The following is a 19,131-nucleotide window of genomic DNA, read 5'->3' as shown; positions in this document are numbered from 1 at the left end:
TCCGCTTGCGGGACCCGATGCGGACATCGCAGTCCGGCATTCTCGATAGTCCGCAAACCTGCACCGTTGCCAACGCGGGAATGTATGGCTACGCTTTACTCTGGGTAGGCTGCCAAACGCTTCTTCGATCGGCCGGACGCTCATGCCAAAATTCCTTCGCATCGGAGTCCATCAGTCGAACGTTTCCGGATACACGTCGAAGGCATGGTGCATTCGACGGGCCGGCTCGACGGTTTTCCTGAAGTGGGGCGCCGTGCAGGTTGATGGCGCGGGCGACGGGCGAAAGGTCTACTGGACGTTTCCACCGCAGGAGAAAACCATTCGCTGCCGCACGGTGCAGCGCGCTCAGGATTACACCAAGGCCGCCATCGCGCGGCGACGCAGCCATCGCTATGAACCGCTGGCTGGGAATATCGCGAACCGGCGCCGAACCGCCGATCGGGACTCGCAGCTCAAGCAGGCGCTCGCCACCATCCTCTATGTCGATATCGTCCGATCCACCGAAAAGGCCGCGCGGCTCGGCGACACGCGCTGGGCGACGGTGATGAATCACTACTACGTCGCTGTGCGCAGGGAGCTGAAGGCCTTGCGGGGGAAGGAAGTCGTGACGACGGGGGACGGGGTGCTGGCGACGTTCCGCGCGCCGGCAGCCGGGATCCGTTGCGCGACCGCGATCCGCGAGTCCGTGCGCACGCTGGGGCTGGAGATCAGGGTTGGACTGCACGCGGGCGAATACCAGGTGAGTGGGGCGGAGGTGATCGGTCTTGCGTTTCACATCGGCGCGCGCGTCGCAGCGAAAGCGCGGGCCGGCGAAGTGCTGGTCTCGAGCGCCGTCAAGGACCTGATGTCAAAGTCCGAAATCCGCTTCAAGGACCGCGGCGCGCACCAGCTCAAAGGCGTGCCGGAGCGATGGCGGCTCTACCGGGTTGAGCATTAGGACGTCAGGACGTCCTGGCAGCGCCGACTACCGCCAGCGTCGGCTGGCCTCGCCGAAAGGCGTTAATGACATATTGATGCGGTTAACGACGTTTGCCGTCTGCGGTTTCATCGCTCTTAGGAGGCGACGAGGCAAAACACGGCATGCGCAAACATGCCGCGACCGTTCTGATTGGAGTCTTTTGCAGCCTGGTGACGTACTTCAGCGCCGCACGACTCTACCAATGGGCCGAGACCGGACAGTTGGCGGTGCTGTCCCGGAAGACACACGACCAACCTGAGTTCGTTTCCTGGGGCGACGATCGGCCCAGCTTCGTGCTGCTGTTCGCGCTCTATCTGTTTTTCCTCAAGAACGGACTGCTCGGCATGCTGGTTACCTGCCGCGACGTCTGGCTGCGTGGCCGGGGATGGGAACCGTGAGCGCGCGGCTGATCGCTGGATTGATCAAGGTGCTGCTCGGAGGTCTTCTCACGGCCGGTCCGCCGCTCGTGTCGGTCGCGCGCGGCGACGAAACTTCGAGCATCATTGCACGACGCGAGGCGCTTCGCGAATGGAGCAGCCTTGCCAATGGACGCACGGACTTTGAAATTTCCGATCCGGCTTTGGTGCCAAGGATGCTCGCGCTTGCGGCCGAGCAATCCGGCTGCAAATACAGTGATGACATCGAAAAGTTGCCGGTTCGCTTCATGAAAGTGGCCGGGCACCGTCTCGCGCTGATGTTCTGTCGCTTTTCCGTGACCGGATCGCATCGCGCGTTCGATCTTTCCGACGTCAGCAGACCAAAGCCAATGGAATTTCCGTACGTCGCGCTGAACGGCTTCGGTACGACGGACACTCCGGGTTTCATCACATGGAGGGAGGAGGCCGGCTTGTTTCAGGCCGAAACCGGATCGGACCTGTGTCCCAGCCCACACCTGCGGCATGCCTATCGGCTAGACGTGACCAATCGCGAAAGCTTTGTCGTGGTTCGCGTCGAGGTCAGCGCGCCTGCGTGCGGCGCGGGTCAGGAATGGACCACGATCTGGGAGGCGAAACCGTGGCCCGCGCCGGCGGATCCGCGCTGACGCGCTCTTGCCAAAATGGTTAGCCCCGATTAACCAGCCTTTCGCATCAACCTTGCCGTTTAAGACTGTCGCAATCGGCAATAATTATTGAGTATCTTGCGGCCGGCGATTCCCGTTAAGGGACCGTGTCGCCGCTTTGGCAAATTTTCGGCGATTTTTGGGGACATTGAACCGCATGTGCGGCATCGTCGGCATTCTTGGACGCGCTCCGGTCGCGGAGCAATTGGTGGATTCGCTCAAGCGGCTCGAATATCGCGGCTATGATTCCGCCGGTGTCGCCACGCTGGAGAATGGCGGCCTGGCGCGGCGCCGTGCCGAGGGCAAGCTGAAGAACCTCGAGGCCCGGCTCGAGGCCAAGCCGCTCGGCGGCCACACCGGCATCGGCCACACCCGCTGGGCCACGCACGGGCGGCCGACCGAGAACAACGCGCATCCGCACGCCACCGAACGCGTCGCCGTGGTGCATAACGGCATCATCGAGAATTTCCGCGAGCTGCGCGAGGAGCTCGAGGCCAAGGGCGCGGCGTTCTCGACCGAGACCGACACCGAGGTCGTGGTGCATCTGGTCGACAACCTGCTCAAGGGCGGCGTCAAGCCGATCGAGGCGGTGAGGGCGGTGCTGTCGCAGCTGCGCGGCGCGTTCGCGCTCGGCTTCATCTTCGCCGGCGAGGACGATTTGATGATCGGCGCGCGCAACGGTCCGCCGCTCGCGGTCGGCCATGGCGAGGGCGAGATGTATCTCGGCTCCGATGCGATCGCGCTCGGGCCGTTCACCGACACGATCAGCTATCTCGAGGACGGCGACTGGGTGGTGCTGAACCGCAAGGGCGCCACGATCTTCGACAAGGACAACGCCATCGTCCACCGCGAGGCGATCAAGCACACGACGGCAACGGCGCTGGTCGACAAGGCGAACTACCGCCACTTCATGGCGAAGGAGATCCACGAGCAGCCGGAAGTGGTCGGGCACACGCTGGCGCGCTATGTCGACATGGCGACCGAGCGCGTCACCATGCCGGTGAAGCTGCCGTTCGACTTCAAGGATATCCAGCGCGTCTCGGTCACGGCCTGCGGCACCGCGAGCTATGCCGGCTTCGTCGCGAAATACTGGCTGGAGCGGCTGGCCCGGCTGCCGGTCGAGCTCGATGTCGCCTCCGAATTCCGCTACCGCGAGGCACCGCTGCGCAAGGGCGATCTTGCGATCTTCATCTCGCAATCGGGCGAGACCGCCGACACGCTGGCGGCGCTGCGCTACGCCAAGGCGCAGGGCGCGCACACGCTCTCGGTCGTCAACGTGCCGACCTCGACGATCGCGCGCGAGAGCGAGACCGTGCTGCAGACGCTCGCCGGCCCCGAGATCGGGGTCGCTTCGACCAAGGCGTTCACCTGCCAGCTGATGGTGCTGGCCTCGCTCGCGGTCGCCGCCGGCAAGGCGCGCGGCGAGTTGTCCGATGCCGACGAGGCCAAGCTGGTGCATGGCCTGGTCGAGATCCCGCGCCTGATGTCGGAAGCGCTGACCACCGAAGTGCAGATCGAGAAGCTGGCGCGCGAGATCTCGAAGTCGCGCGACGTGCTCTATCTCGGCCGCGGCACCAGCTATCCGCTGGCGCTGGAGGGCGCGCTGAAGCTGAAGGAAATCTCCTACATCCATGCCGAGGGCTACGCCGCCGGCGAGCTCAAGCACGGGCCGATCGCGCTGATCGACGAGCACATGCCGGTCGTGGTGATCGCGCCCTACGACAAGGTGTTCGAGAAGACCGTCTCCAACATGCAGGAGGTCGCCGCCCGCGGCGGCAAGATCATCCTGATGACTGACGCCAAGGGCGCGGCGGAGGCGACCATCCAGTCGCTGGTGACGATCGTGATGCCGGACATGGGGGCGACCTTCGCGCCGATGGTCTACGCCGTTCCGGTGCAACTGCTCGCCTATCATACCGCTGTCGTGATGGGCACCGACGTCGATCAGCCCCGGAATCTGGCCAAATCGGTCACGGTCGAATAGTCGCAAGCCGCGGCTTCACGCGGCCCTTCAAAAAGCTGCTAGAATGGCTTAGCTGGGTGATGGACTACGGCCGCTCCGACGCCGCTTCGACGACCTTGGAACCGCAATGACCTCCAACCAAGTGCCTCCCGCCTCGACCGGTGAATTGCCCCCGGATGCCCCGCGCGGGCTGATGGCGCGGTTTCGCAACTATTTCCTCACCGGCCTCGTGGTGGCCGGTCCGGTTGCGATCACCCTGTATCTGACCTGGTGGTTCGTGAACTGGGTCGACAATCTGGTCCGGCCGTTCGTGCCCACGGCCTATCGGCCGGAAACCTATCTGCCGTTCGGACTGCCGGGTTCCGGCCTGATCGTCGCGGTCATCGCGCTGACGCTGCTCGGCTTCCTCACCGCCAACCTGATCGGGCGAACCCTGGTCGATCTCGGCGAACGGCTGCTTGGCCGCATCCCTGCGGTGCGCGCGATCTATCGCGGCCTGAAGCAGGTGTTCGAAACGCTGTTCTCCGGCAACGGCTCGAGCTTCCGCCGCGTCGGCCTGGTCGAGTTTCCCTCGCCCGGCATGTGGTCGATCGTGCTGATCTCGCAGGCGCCGAGCACCGAACTCGCCGCCAGCTTCCCCGGAGAGGAGGAGCATATTTCGGTGTTCCTGCCGTGCGCGCCGAACCCGACCACCGGCTTCTTCTTCTATGTGCCGAAGAGCAAGATCATCGAGATCGAGATGAGCACCGAGGATGCCGCGACGCTGATCATGTCGGCCGGCGTGGTGCAGCCCGGCGCCAACGACCAGAAGCGCGCCGCGGCGCTCGCCGGCATGGCCAACGCCGCGCGCATTGCCAGCCAGGCCTCGACCAATCAGGCCTCGCTGCAGCCGGCCACACAGCCCGCACCGGCGAAGGTGGAGTAGGGGCCGGCGCATCCATGCGGCGTGTCTAGCTGTACCATCGCACTATCGCACCGTCATCCTGAGAGTCTGACTCATAAATCACCCAACCTTAGCTGCAGCCGCGAGTCTGCGGGTCAGGAGCCTGATGTGTGCAATCAGCAGCCAGGCAGCTTCGGTTGCGACCGTCGCCTCGAAGTCCTTGGCGAGGCGGCGGCATCTGCCGAACCAAGCGAATGTGCGTTCAACCACCCACCGCCTCGGCAGAAGCTGGAAGCCTTTGACGCCTTGAGGCCGCTCGACGATCTCGACAGTCCATGGACCGCAGTCTGAGAGCGCGTCGAGGAGTTGATTTCCGCGGTAGATCCGGTCGGCAAAGACGTGGCGCAGCCGGGGGAAGTTCATCCGCACGTTCTTCAGCAGCGGTACGGCGCCATGGCAGTCCTGAACGTTGGCCGGATGAACATGAACCCCAAGGAGGAGGCCATTGGTATCCGTCACGATATGCCGCTTGCGGCCGTAGATGCGCTTGCCTGCATCGTAGCCGCGCGGTCCGCCAGCTTGCGTGGTTGGCGCACTTTGACTGTCGATCACGGCTGCCGTCGGCTTCGGTGTCCGTCCAAGCTTTTTTCGCGCCCGTCGGACAAGCACGCTGACAATCCTCTGCCACCGGCCTGTATCCCGCCATCTATAAAAATAGCCCTGCACCGTCGAATAGGGCGGGAACTCCTGCGGCAACGCCCGCCACTGACAGCCAGTCGAAACGATATAGAGGATCGCTTCGATCACACGACGCAGCTCCGTCTTACGCGGCCGGCCGCGCCGGTTCGCTCGCGGCAACAGGCGTCTGATCAGCGCCCACTCCGCATCGGTCATATCGCTTGCATAACGCAGATCGTCCCGCCGATATTGCTCCCGAGTGATCTTGGTCCAGGGCATCGTGCTCTCCCTCGAATCTTTGCAAATCCGATGGAATCACACCCCACTGAGATCACTCACCCATTTTTCAGTCAGGCTCTGAGGAGCGCGCTCTTGCGCGCGTCTCGAAGGATGAATCGGCCCCGCTGGTGGCCGTCGATCCTTCGAGACGCGCGGAGCCTGTCATCGGGCCGCGCTTTGCGCGGACCCGTTGGCGCTCCTCCAGCGACAAAGGCGAAGCCTTTGCGCGGGGATGACGGGACGGACGACGGCGTGTGTCGCGCTGAATCACCCCGCGCCGATCAGCGGCACGGCTTCGTCGCGTTCGTAGAGGTAGAGCAGGACGCGCAGCGCTTCGCCGCGTTCGCCCTTCAGCTTCGGATTGTCCTTCATGATCCGCAGCGCCTCGTCGCGGGCCTGGGTGATCAGCTGGCCGTGCACCTCGGAGCGCGCGATGCGGTAGCCGGGCAGGCCGCTCTGGCGGATGCCGAGCACGTCGCCTTCGCCGCGCAGCTTCAGATCCTCCTCGGCGATCCGGAATCCATCCGTGGTCTCGCGGATCACCTTCAGCCGCGCCTTCGACATCTCGCCGAGCGGCTCCTTGTAGAGCAGCAGGCAGGTCGAGGCTTCCGAGCCGCGGCCGATGCGCCCGCGCAGTTGATGCAGCTGCGCAAGCCCGAAACGTTCGGCGTTCTCGATCACCATGATGGTCGCTGCCGGCACATCGACGCCGACCTCGACCACCGTGGTCGCGACCAGGAGGCCGATCTCGTGCGCGGCGAATTGCGCCATCACGCGGTCCTTCTCGGTGCCCTTCATCTGGCCGTGCACGAGACCGACGCGATCGCCGAACCGCTTCTGCAGGCTCTCGAAACGTTCGGTCGCGTTGGTGAGATGCTCGGTGCCCTCGGCCTCGGATTCATCGACCAGCGGACAGATCCAGTAAACCAGCTTGCCGGCGCCGAGCGCGCGGCCGACGCCGTCCATGACGTCCTCGATCCGGCTCATCGGCACGGCGCGGGTGTCGATCGGCTGGCGGCCGGCGGGCTTTTCGCGCAGCTCCGAGACGTCCATGTCGCCGAAGTAAGTCAGCACCAGCGTGCGCGGAATCGGCGTGGCGCTCAGCACCAGCACGTCGACGGCCTCGCCCTTGGAGGTCAGCGCGAGGCGCTCGCGCACGCCGAAGCGATGCTGCTCGTCGACCACGGCAAGCGCCAGCGCCTTATAGATCACGTCGTCCTGGATCAGCGCGTGGGTGCCGACCAACAGATCGATTTCGCCGGCCTCGAGCTGTGCCAGCAGCTCGCGGCGCTCCTTGCCTTTCTCGCGGCCGGTCAGGATCGCAACGCGCAGGCCGGCGCTCTCGGCGAGCGGTGCGATGGTCTTGATGTGCTGGCGCGCCAGGATTTCGGTCGGCGCCATCAGCGCGGCCTGCTTGCCGGCTTCCGCAACCGCGGCGGCTGCCAGCAGTGCCACCACGGTTTTGCCGGAACCGACATCGCCCTGCACGAGGCGCAGCATCCGCACCGGCTGCTGCAGGTCCGCGATGATTGCCGCGACCGCCTCTCGCTGCGACCTGGTCAGCGCATAGGGCAGGGCATCGATGATCTTCCGGCGCAGATGACCATCGCCGGCGTTGCGCACACCGGCGGGGCGTCGCAGCGTGGCGCGGATCAGGGCGAGCGCGAGCTGGCCGGCCAGCAGCTCGTCGAATGCGAGACGTGACCAGAACGGACCGTCGGGCAGGATATCGGTCAGCTCGACCGGCACATGCACGCGGGTCAGCGCCTCCCTGATCGGCGGGAAGTTGCAGCGGCGCAGCACCTCGGGGCTGATCCACTCCGGCAGCTCGGGCAGCCTGGTGAGCGCCTGCGCGATGGCGCGGCGGAGCGAGCCGATCGCAAGCCCCTCGGTCAGCGGATAGACCGGATCGATGCCGGACAGTTTTGCAAAGCCTGCTTCATCGACGACGCGATCGGGATGCACGATCTGCGGGATGCCGTCATACATCGCCAGCGTGCCGGAGACGTAGCGCTTCTCGCCGACCGGCAGCAGCTTCTCGACATAGCCGGGCTGGGCACGGAAGAAGGTCAGCACGACGTCGCCGGTGTCGTCGCTGGCATAGACAAGGTAGGGCGCGCGCGAATTGCGCGGCGGCGGCGGGCGATGGCGGTCGACGGTGACCTCGAGCGTCACCATGGTTCCGACCGCGGCGTCGCGGATCTTCGGCCGGGCGCGGCGGTCGATCACGCTCGCCGGCAGATGCAGCAGCAGGTCAACCAGCCGCGGCGTCTCGCTGCGGTCGAGCAGATAGCGCAGCAGCTTGTCCTGCTTCGGGCCGACCCCTTGCAGGGTCGTGACCTGGGCAAACAGCGGATTGAGCAGGGCTGGGCGCATCGACGAATCCAAGACCGTTTCACACCGTCATGCCCGGCCTTATGCCGGGCATCCACGTCTTTTTTAAGCGAGCATGAATGGGGCCGGGTCCCGTCTACGCCAAGGCTTACGCCAAAGGCTTCGACGGGCGCGCAAGCCCGGTGACGGCATGCGCCCAGGGAAACCCCAAAACGCGGCGAATGAGGGCTGACATCGGCCATCGCCATGGCTATATCAAGCCCGCCCGGCACGTCCGGGCTTTTGGCGTTGGATGGATTTTGGGACATGACGGGATCGACACGATCGAGCAACGGGCTCGATGAACGCCGCAAGCGGCTTTTGTTTCGCTGCTGGCATCGCGGCACCCGGGAGATGGACCTGATCCTCGGCCGCTTCGCCGACGCGACCATTGGCGACCTGTCCGACCACGAGCTCGGCGAGCTCGAGCATTTGATCGAGGTCCCGGATCCGGACCTCTATGCGGCGCTGACCGGCGACAAGGTGCTGCCGGCCGAATATGCCACCACGCTGTTTGCCCGCATCAAGGCGTTCCGGGTCGCGGATCCCAGCGCATGAAACAGCCGATGAAATCACCGGCCGCGATGCTCGCGCCCGGCCGGGTGCTCACTATCGCCAATGTCGCCGAGGGCGCCGAGGGGCTCGTCATCTCGGATCTGGCGCGCGCGATCGCGGCGCAGCCGAAGCGTCCGGCGGTGAGCCTTGCCGTGGTGTGCCGCGACGGCGCGCGGATGCAGCAGCTCGCCCGCGCGCTGGAGTTCTTTGCGCCCGATATCGCCGTGATGCAGGTTCCGGCCTGGGACTGCCAGCCCTACGACCGCGTCTCGCCGCATGCCGGCATCTTGGCGCAACGGCTCACAGCGCTGGCAAAGTTGTCGCGGCTGGTCGGCAGCGACAAGCCGCTGATTGTGCTCACCACGGTGAATGCGGCCGTGCAGCGGGTCCCGGCGCGCGATCAGGTCGCAGCGCAAGCGCTGTCGGTTGCGCCCGGCAATGTGGTGCCGATGGATTCGGTCGTGGCCTGGCTCGAGCACAATGGCTACACCCGCTCGTCCACGGTGCGCGAGCCCGGCGAATATGCCGTGCGCGGCGGCATCCTCGATCTGTTTCCGGCCGGCCTCGACCAGCCGGTGCGCTTCGACTTCTTCGGCGACAGCCTGGAATCGATCCGCACTTTCGATGCCGAGACCCAGCGTACGCTGCTCGACATGCGCGGGCTCGATCTCGTGCCGGTCTCGGAATTCCAGCTCACGACCGAGACCATCCGGCGTTTCCGCATGGGCTATGTCGCCGCGTTCGGCGCGCCGGGGCGCGACGATCAGCTCTATGAAGCCGTCTCCGAGGGACGGCGTCACCCCGGCATGGAGCATTGGCTGCCGCTGTTCCAGGAGCGGATGGACACGCTGTTCGATTATCTCGACGGGGCGACGGTTACGATCGAGCCGCAGGGCGAGGACGCGGCGCGCGAACGCTTCTCGCAGATCGTTGACTACTATGACGCACGGCGCGAGGCGCTGGAGCATCCGGGCAGCGGCGCGGTCTACAAGCCGCTGCCGCCGGACCAGCTCTATCTGACCGAGGCCGAATGGACCAAGCTGCTCGGCGATGCGCCGCTGGCGCGGCTGACGCCGTTCGCGGTGCCCGAAGGCACGCCCGACGTGTTCGACGCTGGCGCGCGGCAGGGCCGCAACTTCGCCCCCGAACGCGCCGACAGCAATGTCAACGTGTTCGAGGCCGTGGTCGGCCATGTCGGCGCGCTGCAGTCACAGCGCAAGAAGGTGGTGATCGCGTTGTGGAGCGAGGGCTCGCGCGACCGCATGGGCGCGATGCTGCGCGACCACAAGCTCGTGAACACGACCAGCGTCAACACCTGGCGGATCGTGCAGGCGACGCCGCGCAACGAGACCATGCTGGCGGTGCTCGGCATGGAATCCGGCTTCGAGACCGACGAGTTCGCCGTCATCAGCGAGCAGGACATTCTCGGCGACCGCCTGGTGCGGCCGCGCAAGGCGAGCCGCAAGCTCGACAATTTCATCTCGGAGGTGACGAGCCTTGCGACCGGCGATCTCGTGGTTCATGTCGAGCACGGCATCGGCCGCTTCGTCGGGCTGCAGACGCTCGAAGTCTCCGGCGCACCGCATGACTGTCTCGAACTGCATTATGCCGCCGAAACAAAACTGTTCCTGCCGGTCGAGAACATCGAGCTGTTGTCGCGTTACGGCTCCGACAGCGCCAATGTCGAGCTCGATCGTCTCGGCGGCGGCGGCTGGCAGGCGCGGAAGGCAAAGCTCAAGAACCGGATCCGCGAGATCGCGGGCGAGTTGATCAAGATCGCAGCCGAGCGGCAGCTGCACGAGGCGCCGAAATTCCCGCTGCAGCCGCACGTCTATGACGAGTTCTGCGCGCGCTTCCCCTATGAGGAGACCGAGGATCAGTTAGGGGCCATCACCTCGACCTTGAAGGACCTCGAAATCGGCCGCCCGATGGACCGGCTGATCTGCGGCGACGTCGGCTTCGGCAAGACCGAGGTGGCGCTGCGCGCGGCGTTCGCCGTGGCGCTGGAGGGCAGGCAGGTCGCGGTGGTGGTGCCGACCACGCTGCTGGCGCGTCAGCACTCCAGAACCTTCACCGAGCGCTTCCGCGGCTTCCCGGTCAATGTCGCGCAAGCGTCGCGGTTGGTGTCGACCAAGGAACTCAGCCAGGTCAAGAAGGGGCTCACCGACGGCAGCGTCGACATCGTCGTCGGCACCCATGCGCTGCTCGGCAAGACCATCAAGTTCAAGGACCTCGGCCTGTTGATCGTGGACGAGGAGCAGCATTTCGGCGTCAGCCACAAGGAGCGGCTGAAGCAGCTGCGCGCCCAGGTCCATGTGCTGACGCTGTCGGCAACCCCGATCCCGCGCACGCTTCAATTGGCATTGACCGGCGTCCGCGAGCTCTCGATCATTGCCTCGCCGCCGGTCGATCGCCTTGCGGTGCGCACCTTCGTCGCGCCGCATGATCCCCTGATGATCCGCGAGGCGCTGCTGCGCGAACGTTACCGTGGCGGCCAGGCGTTCTATGTCGTGCCGCGGATCGAGGACCTCGCCGGCGTCAAGGATTTCCTCGACAAGAACGTGCCGGAGATGAAGGTCGCGGTCGCCCACGGCCAGATGCCGCCGACCGTGATCGAGGACATCATGTCCGCGTTCTACGACGGCAAGTACGACATCCTGCTCTCGACCACGATCGTGGAGTCCGGCCTCGACATCCCGAACGCCAACACGCTGATCGTGCACCGCGCCGACATGTTCGGCCTCGCCCAGCTCTACCAGCTGCGCGGCCGTGTCGGCCGGTCCAAGCTGCGCGCCTATGCGCTGTTCACGCTGCCGGCGCAGCAGAAGATCACGGCGCAGGCGGAGCGGCGGCTCAAGGTGCTGCAATCGCTGGAGACGCTGGGCGCCGGCTTCCAGCTCGCCTCGCATGACCTCGACATCCGCGGCGCCGGCAATCTGCTCGGCGAAGAGCAATCCGGCCACATCAAGGAAGTCGGCTTCGAGCTGTACCAGTCGATGCTGGAGGAGGCGATCGTCAACCTCAAGGCCGGCGTCGCCGAGCCGGCTGCCGACCGCTGGTCGCCGCAGATCACGATCGGCATGCCGGTCCTGATCCCCGAGGACTATGTCAACGACCTCAGCGTGCGGCTGTCGCTGTATCGCCGGCTCGCCGATCTCGACACCGACGAGGACATCGACGCCTTCGCCGCCGAGATGCGCGACCGCTTCGGCGTGCTGCCGGACGAGGTGCGCTATCTGTTCAAGGTCGCGGCGATCAAGGCCTATTGCCGAAGGGCCAATGTCGGGAAGGTCGACGCCGGCCCGAAGGGCGCCGTGATCGCATTCCGCGACAACAGCTTCGCCCATCCGGAGCGGCTGGTCAGCTTCATCCGCCAGCACGGCCAGGCCGCCAAGGTACGGCCCGACATGAAGGTGGTGTTCTTCCAGGAGTGGGATACGCCGGAAGAGCGGCTCGCCGGCACCACCGAGATCCTGCGCCAGCTCGCCAATCTCGCCGAGAGCAAGAAGGCGGCTTGACACGCGGTTCGACGCAAGCCCCCGCTCAGGATCGGATCAAATATGGCGCAACGTGGTCGTCGAGCAGTTTCAGGAACTGCTCGGCGAGAACGCTGAGTTCGCCGATCGTCGGCTTGAGGACCCCGACCTCGTAGTGGATCGCCGGCGCGAAGGGGCGGACGACGAGCTTGCTCGCACCGCTGGTTCGCCTGAGCGTTTCGGACGCGCTGAGCGCGTCGACGAGGCAGACACCCGCGCCATCGATGACGAGGTTGAGCGCGACGGCAAAGAATTCACACTCGATCGCCGGATGAAACGGCGTACCGCTGGCTTCGAAGGCGCGCGATACCGCGGCATAGGTCGATCGGCTCTGCGAGGTGATGATCAGATCATGTCGCTCGAGAAGATCGGGAGTGACGACTTTCCGGTCAGCCAGTGCATGCGTTGCAGGCATCACGCAGTCGAGCGACATTCGGTAGCGCCGCAACACGACATTGGTGCGGTCGAACGGCGGCTCGGCGACTCCGAAGTCGAATGCACGCGCCGAGACCAGGCTCCGGACATTCTCGGAGCTTCGGGTCAGGAGCCTGATCGTTGTTGACGGGCGCTCGCGCTGGAATCGGCTGACGACGCCCGGAAGCCAGACTATCCCAGGTCCCGGACTCGCGATCGTCAGAACGCCGCGCTTGCCTGCGGAGATTCCGGCAGCGGCGTCCTCCAGTTCGGCAAACCCGGCGAGCGCCCGGATCGCTTCATTGTGCAGCAGATGCGCCTCCGGCGTAGGCACGATATGGCGGCTCTCCCGGCGAAACAGCGCAAACCCGACATCCGCCTCCAGCCGTTTCAAGGCCGCACTCACAGCCGGCTGCGATACGCCGAGTGCACGCGCGGCCTCGGTTGCCGAGCGATGCTGCATTACAGCATGGAAAATTTCCACAAGACGTCGATCCATAACCAGTATCTATATATCGCTGCGATGTCGCTCGTGGTATGAGCATGAAGGGAAATGCCAATAATACAAGGAATTTTCGCACATCACGCCGGCGAAATTCCAGATAATGTTACCGCAATCCTGAGCGTGACGAGCATTGGCATTATATTTGCTTATGTTTCGAGATGAAGTCGTCTGGAGGGTCTGCGGGGATGAACACAAGCCACGCATCATGTGCCGCGTCGGTCCTGGCCGCCGAAGCGGTGGTCAAACGCTTCGGCGCCCACACCGTTCTGAACGGCGTGGATCTTGCGCTGGGCACCGGGCAGTCGACCTGCATCATCGGTCCAAGCGGCTCCGGCAAGACGACCCTTCTGCGATGCATGGCGCTGCTGGAGGCTCCTTCCGACGGGCGCGTCGTGATGGAGGGGGCGACGGTCTCGCAGGCCCGGCCATCGTCGGGTGTGCGGCTCGCTGCCCGCAAGGTGCGGCCGGAAATCGGAATGGTGTTCCAGCAGTTCAATCTGTGGCCGCACATGACGGTGCTGGGAAATATCATCGAGGCCCCGATGCGGGTGCGCGGGGTCAGCCGGGATGAGGCGGTCGTCACGGCCGAACGGCTGCTTCAGAAGGTCGGCATGGAGGCGAAGCGCGATGCCTATCCGGCCAGGCTGTCCGGAGGCCAGCAACAACGCGTCGCGATCGCCCGGGCGCTTGCCATGCAGCCGAAGATACTCCTGTTCGACGAGCCGACGTCGGCGCTCGACCCCGAACTTCGCCGCGAGGTGCTGCAGGTGATGCGCACGCTCGCGCTCGAAGGCATGACGATGCTCGTGGTGACGCACGAGATGGGCTTCGCCCGCCGCGTGGCGAGCCATGTCGTGTTCATGGACGAGGGGATGATCGTTGAGCACGGCACGCCGGCCGCCTTTTTCGAACGGCCGACAACCGAGCGCGCCAAGCGCTTTCTCAATCAGTTTGACGAGTGATCACTGCACGACAGGAGATTGAAGCTCATGCCAAATCTGCGCCGACTTGCCTTCGTTTGCGCGCTCTTTCTCTCGATGACGCCGGCGGCTGCCCAGCAAACGCAGTCGCGTCTCTACGAGATCACCAAGAGCGGGGTACTCAGGGTCTGCATCTGGCCCATGTACTATTCGATTTCGTTCCGCAATCCAGATAGCGGACAGCTCGAGGGGATCGACATCGATCTCTCCAGGGAGCTCGCAAAGGACATGGGCGTGAAGCTGGACTATGTGGAGACCAGCTTTGGCAGTTTCATCGCCGACCTGCAGGCCAACAAATGCGATCTCGGCATGTTCGGCGTCGGGGCGACGATGAAGCGTGCGCAGGCCGTCGCGTTCTCGGACCCGTATCTGACGAGCGGCGTCTATGCCGTCGTGCGCAAAGGCGGCCCGATCACATCCTGGGCGGATATCGACAAGCCGGGCGTCAACGCCGGCGTCTCGCTCGGCAGCTATGTCGAGAACTTCATGAGGTCCTACTTCAAGAACGCCAAGACCATCGCGGTCGCACCTCCGGCCACGACCCCGGCTGAGCTGATGGCGCAACGCGTCGACGTCGTCATGACCGATTATCCGGCCTCGATCAAAATGAATGCCCAGTTCGACTGGACCACGACGGTGGCGCCGCCGGAAAACCTGTCCGTGACGCCTTACGCGTACGTCATGAACCAGGGTGACCAGATCTGGCTGAACTACGTGAACCTGTTCGTACGCACCATCAAGCTCGACGGCCGGCTCAAGGCCGCCGCCGAGAAGAACAAGCTCGGACCGATCGTCGCGCCCTGAGACATCAGATGCAAAGCTACAGCTTTCGCTGGGACGTCATCCCGAACAATCTGGGTTTTCTTGCCTCCGGCATGGAAATGACCCTTTTCATTTCAATTGTGACGCTCGTGGTGGCGACCCTGTTGGGGCTTGTCATCGCGATCATGCAGATGTCCCGTTTCCGCTTGGCACGCATCATCGCGCTTTCGGTCGGCGAAATCGTCCGCAATACGCCAATCCTCGTGCAACTGCTATGGGTCTATTACGTGCTGCCGATCGTCTTCAATGTGAGGATCGATGCGCTGGCCGCGTCGATTCTCGGTCTCTCGCTCTATTCGGCGGTGTTCATCTCCGAGGTCTTCAGGGCGGGCATCCAGACCGTTCCGGTCGGGCACCGCGAAGCGGCGCAGGTGCTCGGCCTGACGCCCGCGCAGAGCTTTGTGCGGATCGTTGGCCCGCAGGCGATTCGCAGCGTGCTGCCGCCGCTGGCCGCCAATTTCGTCCAGCTCATCAAATATTCCTCGCTTGCGTCCGTGGTGTCGGTCGGCGAGGTCACGCGGCGCGGGATGGAGTTGTCGTCGTCGACGTTCAGGCCGCTGGAAATATTCACCTTCATCGCGGTGGTGTATTTCGCGATCTGCTGGCCGCTCACCCACTCAATCCGCATATGGGAAGCGCGCCTTGCACGACGTTGATCAAGTTCGCCGCGCGGTTTCGAGCGATCGGACCAGCCAGGTCGTCGAGCTCGCGATGCGGCTGATCGGAGTGCCGTCGCCAAATCCGGACGGCGACACGCGCGCCGTGGCGGCGCTGGCGGCCGATCTTCTCAGGGCGCATGTGCCGGGCGTTGCGGTTGAGCTGCATCCGGGGACAGCCGAGATCGTCAACGTCGTCGCGCGGATCAAAGGCCATGCCCCCGGCCGCCGCATCGTGTTCAACGGCCATCTCGACACCTATCCGTTGGGCGAGCGGATGAGCTGGTCGGTCAATCCCGACGGAGAGGTCGTGGGCGGCCGCCTTTACGGCCGCGGCGCGGCCGACATGAAGGGCGGCATTGCGGCATCGATGGCCGCGATGGCCGCACTGGCCGAGCAGCGCGAGGCATGGGCGGGAGAGGTGGTGCTGACGCTCGCCGGCGACGAGGAAAGCATGGGTCCGTACGGGACCAAATACCTGCTCGACCAGGTCTCCCATGCCAGCGGCGACGCCGTGATCATTGGCGACGCCGGTTCGCCGATGGTGCTGCGCTTCGGCGAGAAGGGATTCCTCTGGATCGAGATCGAGGCGGAGGGCAGCGCGGCGCACGGCGCGCATGTCCATCTCGGCATCAATGCGATCGATCGCTTGCGCGAAGCGCTGGACAGAGTGAGTGAGCTGCGCAGCCTGGCCGTTGCGATGCCGGTCAATGTCGCCGACGCCATCCGCCGCGCAAGGCCTGTCTCCGAACCGTTGTGCGGCGCCGGCGAAGCCGACGTCCTGTCGAGCGTCACGGTCAACATCGGAACGGTGAGTGGCGGTTCGTCACCGAACCTGGTGCCGAGCCAGGCGCGAGCGGCCATCGACCTGCGTCTGCCGGTCGGCGTCACGTCGGAAGCTGTTCTCGGGCTGTTGCGAGAGGTGCTCGATCTGCCCGGCATCACATGGCGCGTGTTGCGCTGCTTCGAACCCAATCACACCGATCCCGGTGACGAGATCGTCACGCGCTGCGCAACTGCGGCGACGGACATCATCGGCAGGGCGCCGGCGATCAATATGCGCGTCGGCGGCTCCGATGCGCGCTGGTTTCGCATGGCCGGAATCCCGACGGTCGTCTATGGACCGACACCTCACAACATGGGCGCGCCGGACGAGTACGCTGACATCGCCGAACTGGCGACGGTGTCGCGCGTGCACGCGCTGACCGCCTTCGACATGCTGACAAGAGAGAACATAGAATGAGCGACGTGGCGGGTTTCGTGGGTCCGGAAACATTCATGGGATTGCCGGCGGGGTTACCGCGGCCGGGCAGCCGCGCTGCCGTGCTCGGCGTGCCGTTCGACTGCGGCACGCATCCGTTCCGCGTCGGCGCCCGGCAAGGTCCCCTGGAGGTCCGGCGGGAGTCGCGGCTCATTCGCCGCTATCATCCGTCGCTCGCCGACGTCGATGTGCTGTCATTGCTGGGGGCGGTCGATGCCGGCGATGTTGCCTTGGTGCCGGGACGCATTGAAGACGCCTTTGTCAAGATCGAGGCTGCCGCTGGCCAGATTCTCGAGCTTGGCGCGGTGCCGGTCGGGATCGGCGGCGACGGTTCGGTTTCGCTTCCGCTGATGCGCGCCGCCGCCCGGTATCACAAGGATCTCGTCGCATTGCATATCGACAGCCATACCGATGCATATCCGTATACGCCGGACGATCGGTACAATGCGGCCACGCAGTTCACCAACGCAGCGCAGGAGGGCGTGGTGAACGCCGGCCGATCCTGGCACATCGGCGTGCGCGGATTCACCTATTGCCCGGGTGTGCTCGAACATACGCGGTCGCTCGGATTTCGCGTCGTCACGATCGAGGAGCTGATGCGGCGTGGTTTCGCGCAGACCGTCGCGGAATTCAGCCAGGTGGTCGGCGCGCGGCCGGTCTATCTGTGCTGGGACATGGATGTGTTCGATCCATCGGTTGCGCCCGGCGTCTGCACGCCCGCCTGGGGAGGCCTGTCGGCCCGCGAGGGGATCGAATTGCTGCGCAGCCTTTCAGGCTTGAATATCGTCGCGATGGATTTCAACACGGTCAGCCCGCCACAGGACGTTCAGGGGATGGCCGCCCAGCTCTGCGCCCATATGATCATGGAGGCTCTCGTGCTGCTTGCCGCGGGCATGGGGCTGTTGCCGGACTGAAATCGCAGCGGCTTGATCGGTCATGCTGCGCCGGCGATGACCGTGCCCTAAAATCCGCGGGCCTTACGACGCCGCGCGCTCCGGCGTCCCGAACAAACGGCCCAGCAGCGATAGCGCGGAATCGCCCGGCATCAGCGTTGCGACGCTGACGGCGGGCTCGGAGCGGGCATCGCGGCGCCCGTTCTGGGTGTGCCGCATCACGCTCGCCAGACGCCGCGTGATCGCTTGCGCGTTGCGCAGGTCGGTGCCGGCGAATGCCACGACCAGCGAGCGGTCGTCATGCACCGCGCCGAAATCGGCCCGGCGCATCAGCCGGCTGATGATCCGTGCGCCGTCGAACTGCGCGCGCGGCTGCGTGTCGTCGAAGGTGAAGCGCGCCACCGAGAGCGCGCCGCCGCGCTCGGCGGTCTGGTAGACGGCGGTCGCGAAATCGCGCTCGAACGCGACCTTGGTGAGCAGGCCGGTGCGGGCATCGATCAGGCCCTTGGCGTCGATCGCCTTCAGCATGCGGCCGAGCCGCGCCTCGAAGGCGTGCTGGCGGATCATCGGCAGCGCCATGTCGGCGATGCGGGTCGGCCCGGCCGTGACGATCTCGAGATTGGGCAGCTCGTATCGCGGCGTCAGCTCGCCCGAGGCGACGATCACGGGCAACGGGCGGAAGCGGACATCCTCGGTCAGCACGGTCAGGAACGCATCCATCACCCGCGGCGTGAAGCCTTCCGCCAGCACGATGCCGTCGATGTCGCGGCTACTGAGATGCTTGGCGGCGGCCTCGATGCTGAGCGCGCCGACCACGCCGGCGCGTTCGCCGAGCGCGACCGACAGCGTCGGATAAGCGCCGCCGCGGCCGATCAACAGCGCGGTGGCCTCTCCGATCGGATCGATGTCAGACAAGGCGATCGGCGCAGGCGGTACCAGGCGGCGCATCACGGTTGCATGCAGCGCGCGAACGCGTAAGGACGCGTTGAGCCGGGCGACCAGCCGATCCGGCAGACCCTTGCTCTGGAAGAATGCGATCACGGTGTCGGGCAGGGTGGTCGCGGGATCGACCGCGATCAGCGGCAGATACGGCGCGCGGGCGGCGGCGCGCTTGGCGAGACCCGACAGGGTGACGAAGTCGACGCCCTCGGCGGCCGCGATGATCGCGGCCGGCTTGACCTGCTCGATGGCCCGTCCGACCTCGTTCCAGTCGGTGACCACGACCGGGAAGAGTTTCGTCTCATCGAGGGCTGCGGCAAACGACGGCTTTGTCGACGCCGATACGATGAGGACCGGACCTTGCTGGGACATTCGA

At 65.3% G+C, this 19,131-nt stretch carries 16 protein-coding genes; 12 read left to right on the top strand and 4 right to left on the bottom strand.

The features are described 5' to 3' along the window. The first annotated feature begins 142 nt into the window (after positions 1-142). From QA635_RS22485 to QA635_RS22465, 5 genes are all read left to right on the top strand, one after another. The gene (locus QA635_RS22485; protein WP_038376465.1) at positions 143-937 is read left to right on the top strand and encodes an adenylate/guanylate cyclase domain-containing protein; all 795 of its coding nucleotides are present in this window, start codon (positions 143-145) and stop codon (positions 935-937) included. A gap of 143 nt (positions 938-1,080) precedes the next feature. Continuing rightward, positions 1,081-1,356: a hypothetical protein gene (locus tag QA635_RS22480; protein ID WP_283061513.1), complete on the top strand. Its 276-nt coding sequence runs from the start codon at positions 1,081-1,083 to the stop codon at positions 1,354-1,356. Continuing rightward, positions 1,353-2,000 carry a hypothetical protein gene (locus QA635_RS22475; protein WP_283061512.1) on the top strand — a complete coding sequence of 216 codons (648 nt, stop codon included), beginning with the start codon at positions 1,353-1,355 and terminating at the stop codon, positions 1,998-2,000. Before QA635_RS22480 ends, QA635_RS22475 begins: the two co-directional genes overlap by 4 nt. Before the next feature lie 175 nt (positions 2,001-2,175). After that, positions 2,176-4,002, top strand: coding sequence for a glutamine--fructose-6-phosphate transaminase (isomerizing) (gene glmS, locus QA635_RS22470; protein WP_283061511.1), 1,827 nt, complete (start codon positions 2,176-2,178; stop codon positions 4,000-4,002). 106 nt (positions 4,003-4,108) lie between these two features. Further along, positions 4,109-4,906, top strand: coding sequence for a DUF502 domain-containing protein (locus QA635_RS22465; protein ID WP_283061510.1), 798 nt, complete (start codon positions 4,109-4,111; stop codon positions 4,904-4,906). 78 nt (positions 4,907-4,984) lie between these two features. Here QA635_RS22465 and QA635_RS22460 read toward each other — a convergent pair whose 3' ends face one another. Both QA635_RS22460 and recG read right to left on the bottom strand, forming a co-directional pair. Further along, positions 4,985-5,821, bottom strand: coding sequence for an IS5 family transposase (locus QA635_RS22460; protein ID WP_225164260.1), 837 nt, complete (start codon positions 5,819-5,821; stop codon positions 4,985-4,987). A gap of 267 nt (positions 5,822-6,088) precedes the next feature. After that, on the bottom strand, positions 6,089-8,197 hold the full coding sequence (recG, locus tag QA635_RS22455) for an ATP-dependent DNA helicase RecG (RefSeq protein ID WP_283061508.1): 2,109 nt from the start codon (positions 8,195-8,197) through the stop codon (positions 6,089-6,091). A 264-nt stretch (positions 8,198-8,461) separates the two neighbouring features. Here recG and QA635_RS22450 point away from each other — a divergent pair, with 264 nt between their 5' ends. Then, positions 8,462-8,752, top strand: a complete 291-nt coding sequence (locus QA635_RS22450; RefSeq protein WP_283061507.1) for an FAD assembly factor SdhE — start codon at positions 8,462-8,464, stop codon at positions 8,750-8,752. Then, on the top strand, positions 8,749-12,267 hold the full coding sequence (gene mfd, locus QA635_RS22445; RefSeq protein ID WP_283061506.1) for a transcription-repair coupling factor: 3,519 nt from the start codon (positions 8,749-8,751) through the stop codon (positions 12,265-12,267). The genes QA635_RS22450 and mfd overlap by 4 nt, the downstream gene beginning before the upstream one ends. A gap of 25 nt (positions 12,268-12,292) precedes the next feature. On the opposite strand, the gene QA635_RS22440 is transcribed toward mfd, so the two are convergent. Beyond that, on the bottom strand, positions 12,293-13,162 hold the full coding sequence (locus tag QA635_RS22440; RefSeq protein ID WP_057018709.1) for a LysR family transcriptional regulator: 870 nt from the start codon (positions 13,160-13,162) through the stop codon (positions 12,293-12,295). 227 nt (positions 13,163-13,389) lie between these two features. Here QA635_RS22440 and QA635_RS22435 point away from each other — a divergent pair, with 227 nt between their 5' ends. From QA635_RS22435 to QA635_RS22415, 5 genes are read left to right on the top strand one after another with little or no spacing between them, the layout of a single operon-like run. Then, positions 13,390-14,166, top strand: coding sequence for an amino acid ABC transporter ATP-binding protein (locus QA635_RS22435; protein WP_253608653.1), 777 nt, complete (start codon positions 13,390-13,392; stop codon positions 14,164-14,166). A 27-nt stretch (positions 14,167-14,193) separates the two neighbouring features. Then, positions 14,194-14,988: an ABC transporter substrate-binding protein gene (locus tag QA635_RS22430; protein WP_283061503.1), complete on the top strand. Its 795-nt coding sequence runs from the start codon at positions 14,194-14,196 to the stop codon at positions 14,986-14,988. A gap of 8 nt (positions 14,989-14,996) precedes the next feature. Then, a complete protein-coding gene (locus QA635_RS22425) occupies positions 14,997-15,662 on the top strand; it encodes an amino acid ABC transporter permease (protein WP_283061502.1) in 666 nt (221 codons plus the stop codon). Beyond that, on the top strand, positions 15,649-16,905 hold the full coding sequence (locus QA635_RS22420) for a M20/M25/M40 family metallo-hydrolase (RefSeq protein WP_283061501.1): 1,257 nt from the start codon (positions 15,649-15,651) through the stop codon (positions 16,903-16,905). The genes QA635_RS22425 and QA635_RS22420 overlap by 14 nt, the downstream gene beginning before the upstream one ends. Then, positions 16,902-17,837 carry an arginase family protein gene (locus QA635_RS22415; protein WP_197971312.1) on the top strand — a complete coding sequence of 312 codons (936 nt, stop codon included), beginning with the start codon at positions 16,902-16,904 and terminating at the stop codon, positions 17,835-17,837. Before QA635_RS22420 ends, QA635_RS22415 begins: the two co-directional genes overlap by 4 nt. A 63-nt stretch (positions 17,838-17,900) precedes the next feature. Here QA635_RS22415 and QA635_RS22410 read toward each other — a convergent pair whose 3' ends face one another. After that, a complete protein-coding gene (locus tag QA635_RS22410; RefSeq protein WP_283061499.1) occupies positions 17,901-19,127 on the bottom strand; it encodes a GGDEF domain-containing protein in 1,227 nt (408 codons plus the stop codon). Positions 19,128-19,131 lie beyond the last annotated feature (4 nt).

This window comes from Bradyrhizobium brasilense (genome assembly GCF_029714345.1).
Classification (GTDB): Bacteria; Pseudomonadota; Alphaproteobacteria; order Rhizobiales; family Xanthobacteraceae; genus Bradyrhizobium; species Bradyrhizobium australafricanum.
The sequence above is the reverse complement of the archived record's forward strand: the minus strand, read 5'-3'. Positions and strand labels throughout refer to the sequence as shown.

Bases quoted from the DNA above. Each gene is read 5' to 3' on its own strand.
- recG (WP_283061508.1), bottom strand. From the start codon at position 8,197: ATGCGCCCAGCCCTGCTCAATCCGCTGTTTGCCCAGGTCACGACCCTG.
- QA635_RS22480 (WP_283061513.1), top strand. From the start codon at position 1,081: ATGCGCAAACATGCCGCGACCGTTCTGATTGGAGTCTTTTGCAGCCTG.
- QA635_RS22435 (WP_253608653.1), top strand. From the start codon at position 13,390: ATGAACACAAGCCACGCATCATGTGCCGCGTCGGTCCTGGCCGCCGAA.
- QA635_RS22440 (WP_057018709.1), bottom strand. From the start codon at position 13,162: ATGCAGCATCGCTCGGCAACCGAGGCCGCGCGTGCACTCGGCGTATCG.
- QA635_RS22485 (WP_038376465.1), top strand. From the start codon at position 143: ATGCCAAAATTCCTTCGCATCGGAGTCCATCAGTCGAACGTTTCCGGA.
- QA635_RS22415 (WP_197971312.1), top strand. From the start codon at position 16,902: ATGAGCGACGTGGCGGGTTTCGTGGGTCCGGAAACATTCATGGGATTG.
- QA635_RS22410 (WP_283061499.1), bottom strand. From the start codon at position 19,127: ATGTCCCAGCAAGGTCCGGTCCTCATCGTATCGGCGTCGACAAAGCCG.
- glmS (WP_283061511.1), top strand. From the start codon at position 2,176: ATGTGCGGCATCGTCGGCATTCTTGGACGCGCTCCGGTCGCGGAGCAA.
- QA635_RS22430 (WP_283061503.1), top strand. From the start codon at position 14,194: ATGCCAAATCTGCGCCGACTTGCCTTCGTTTGCGCGCTCTTTCTCTCG.
- mfd (WP_283061506.1), top strand. From the start codon at position 8,749: ATGAAACAGCCGATGAAATCACCGGCCGCGATGCTCGCGCCCGGCCGG.
- QA635_RS22425 (WP_283061502.1), top strand. From the start codon at position 14,997: ATGCAAAGCTACAGCTTTCGCTGGGACGTCATCCCGAACAATCTGGGT.
- QA635_RS22460 (WP_225164260.1), bottom strand. From the start codon at position 5,821: ATGCCCTGGACCAAGATCACTCGGGAGCAATATCGGCGGGACGATCTG.
- QA635_RS22465 (WP_283061510.1), top strand. From the start codon at position 4,109: ATGACCTCCAACCAAGTGCCTCCCGCCTCGACCGGTGAATTGCCCCCG.
- QA635_RS22450 (WP_283061507.1), top strand. From the start codon at position 8,462: ATGACGGGATCGACACGATCGAGCAACGGGCTCGATGAACGCCGCAAG.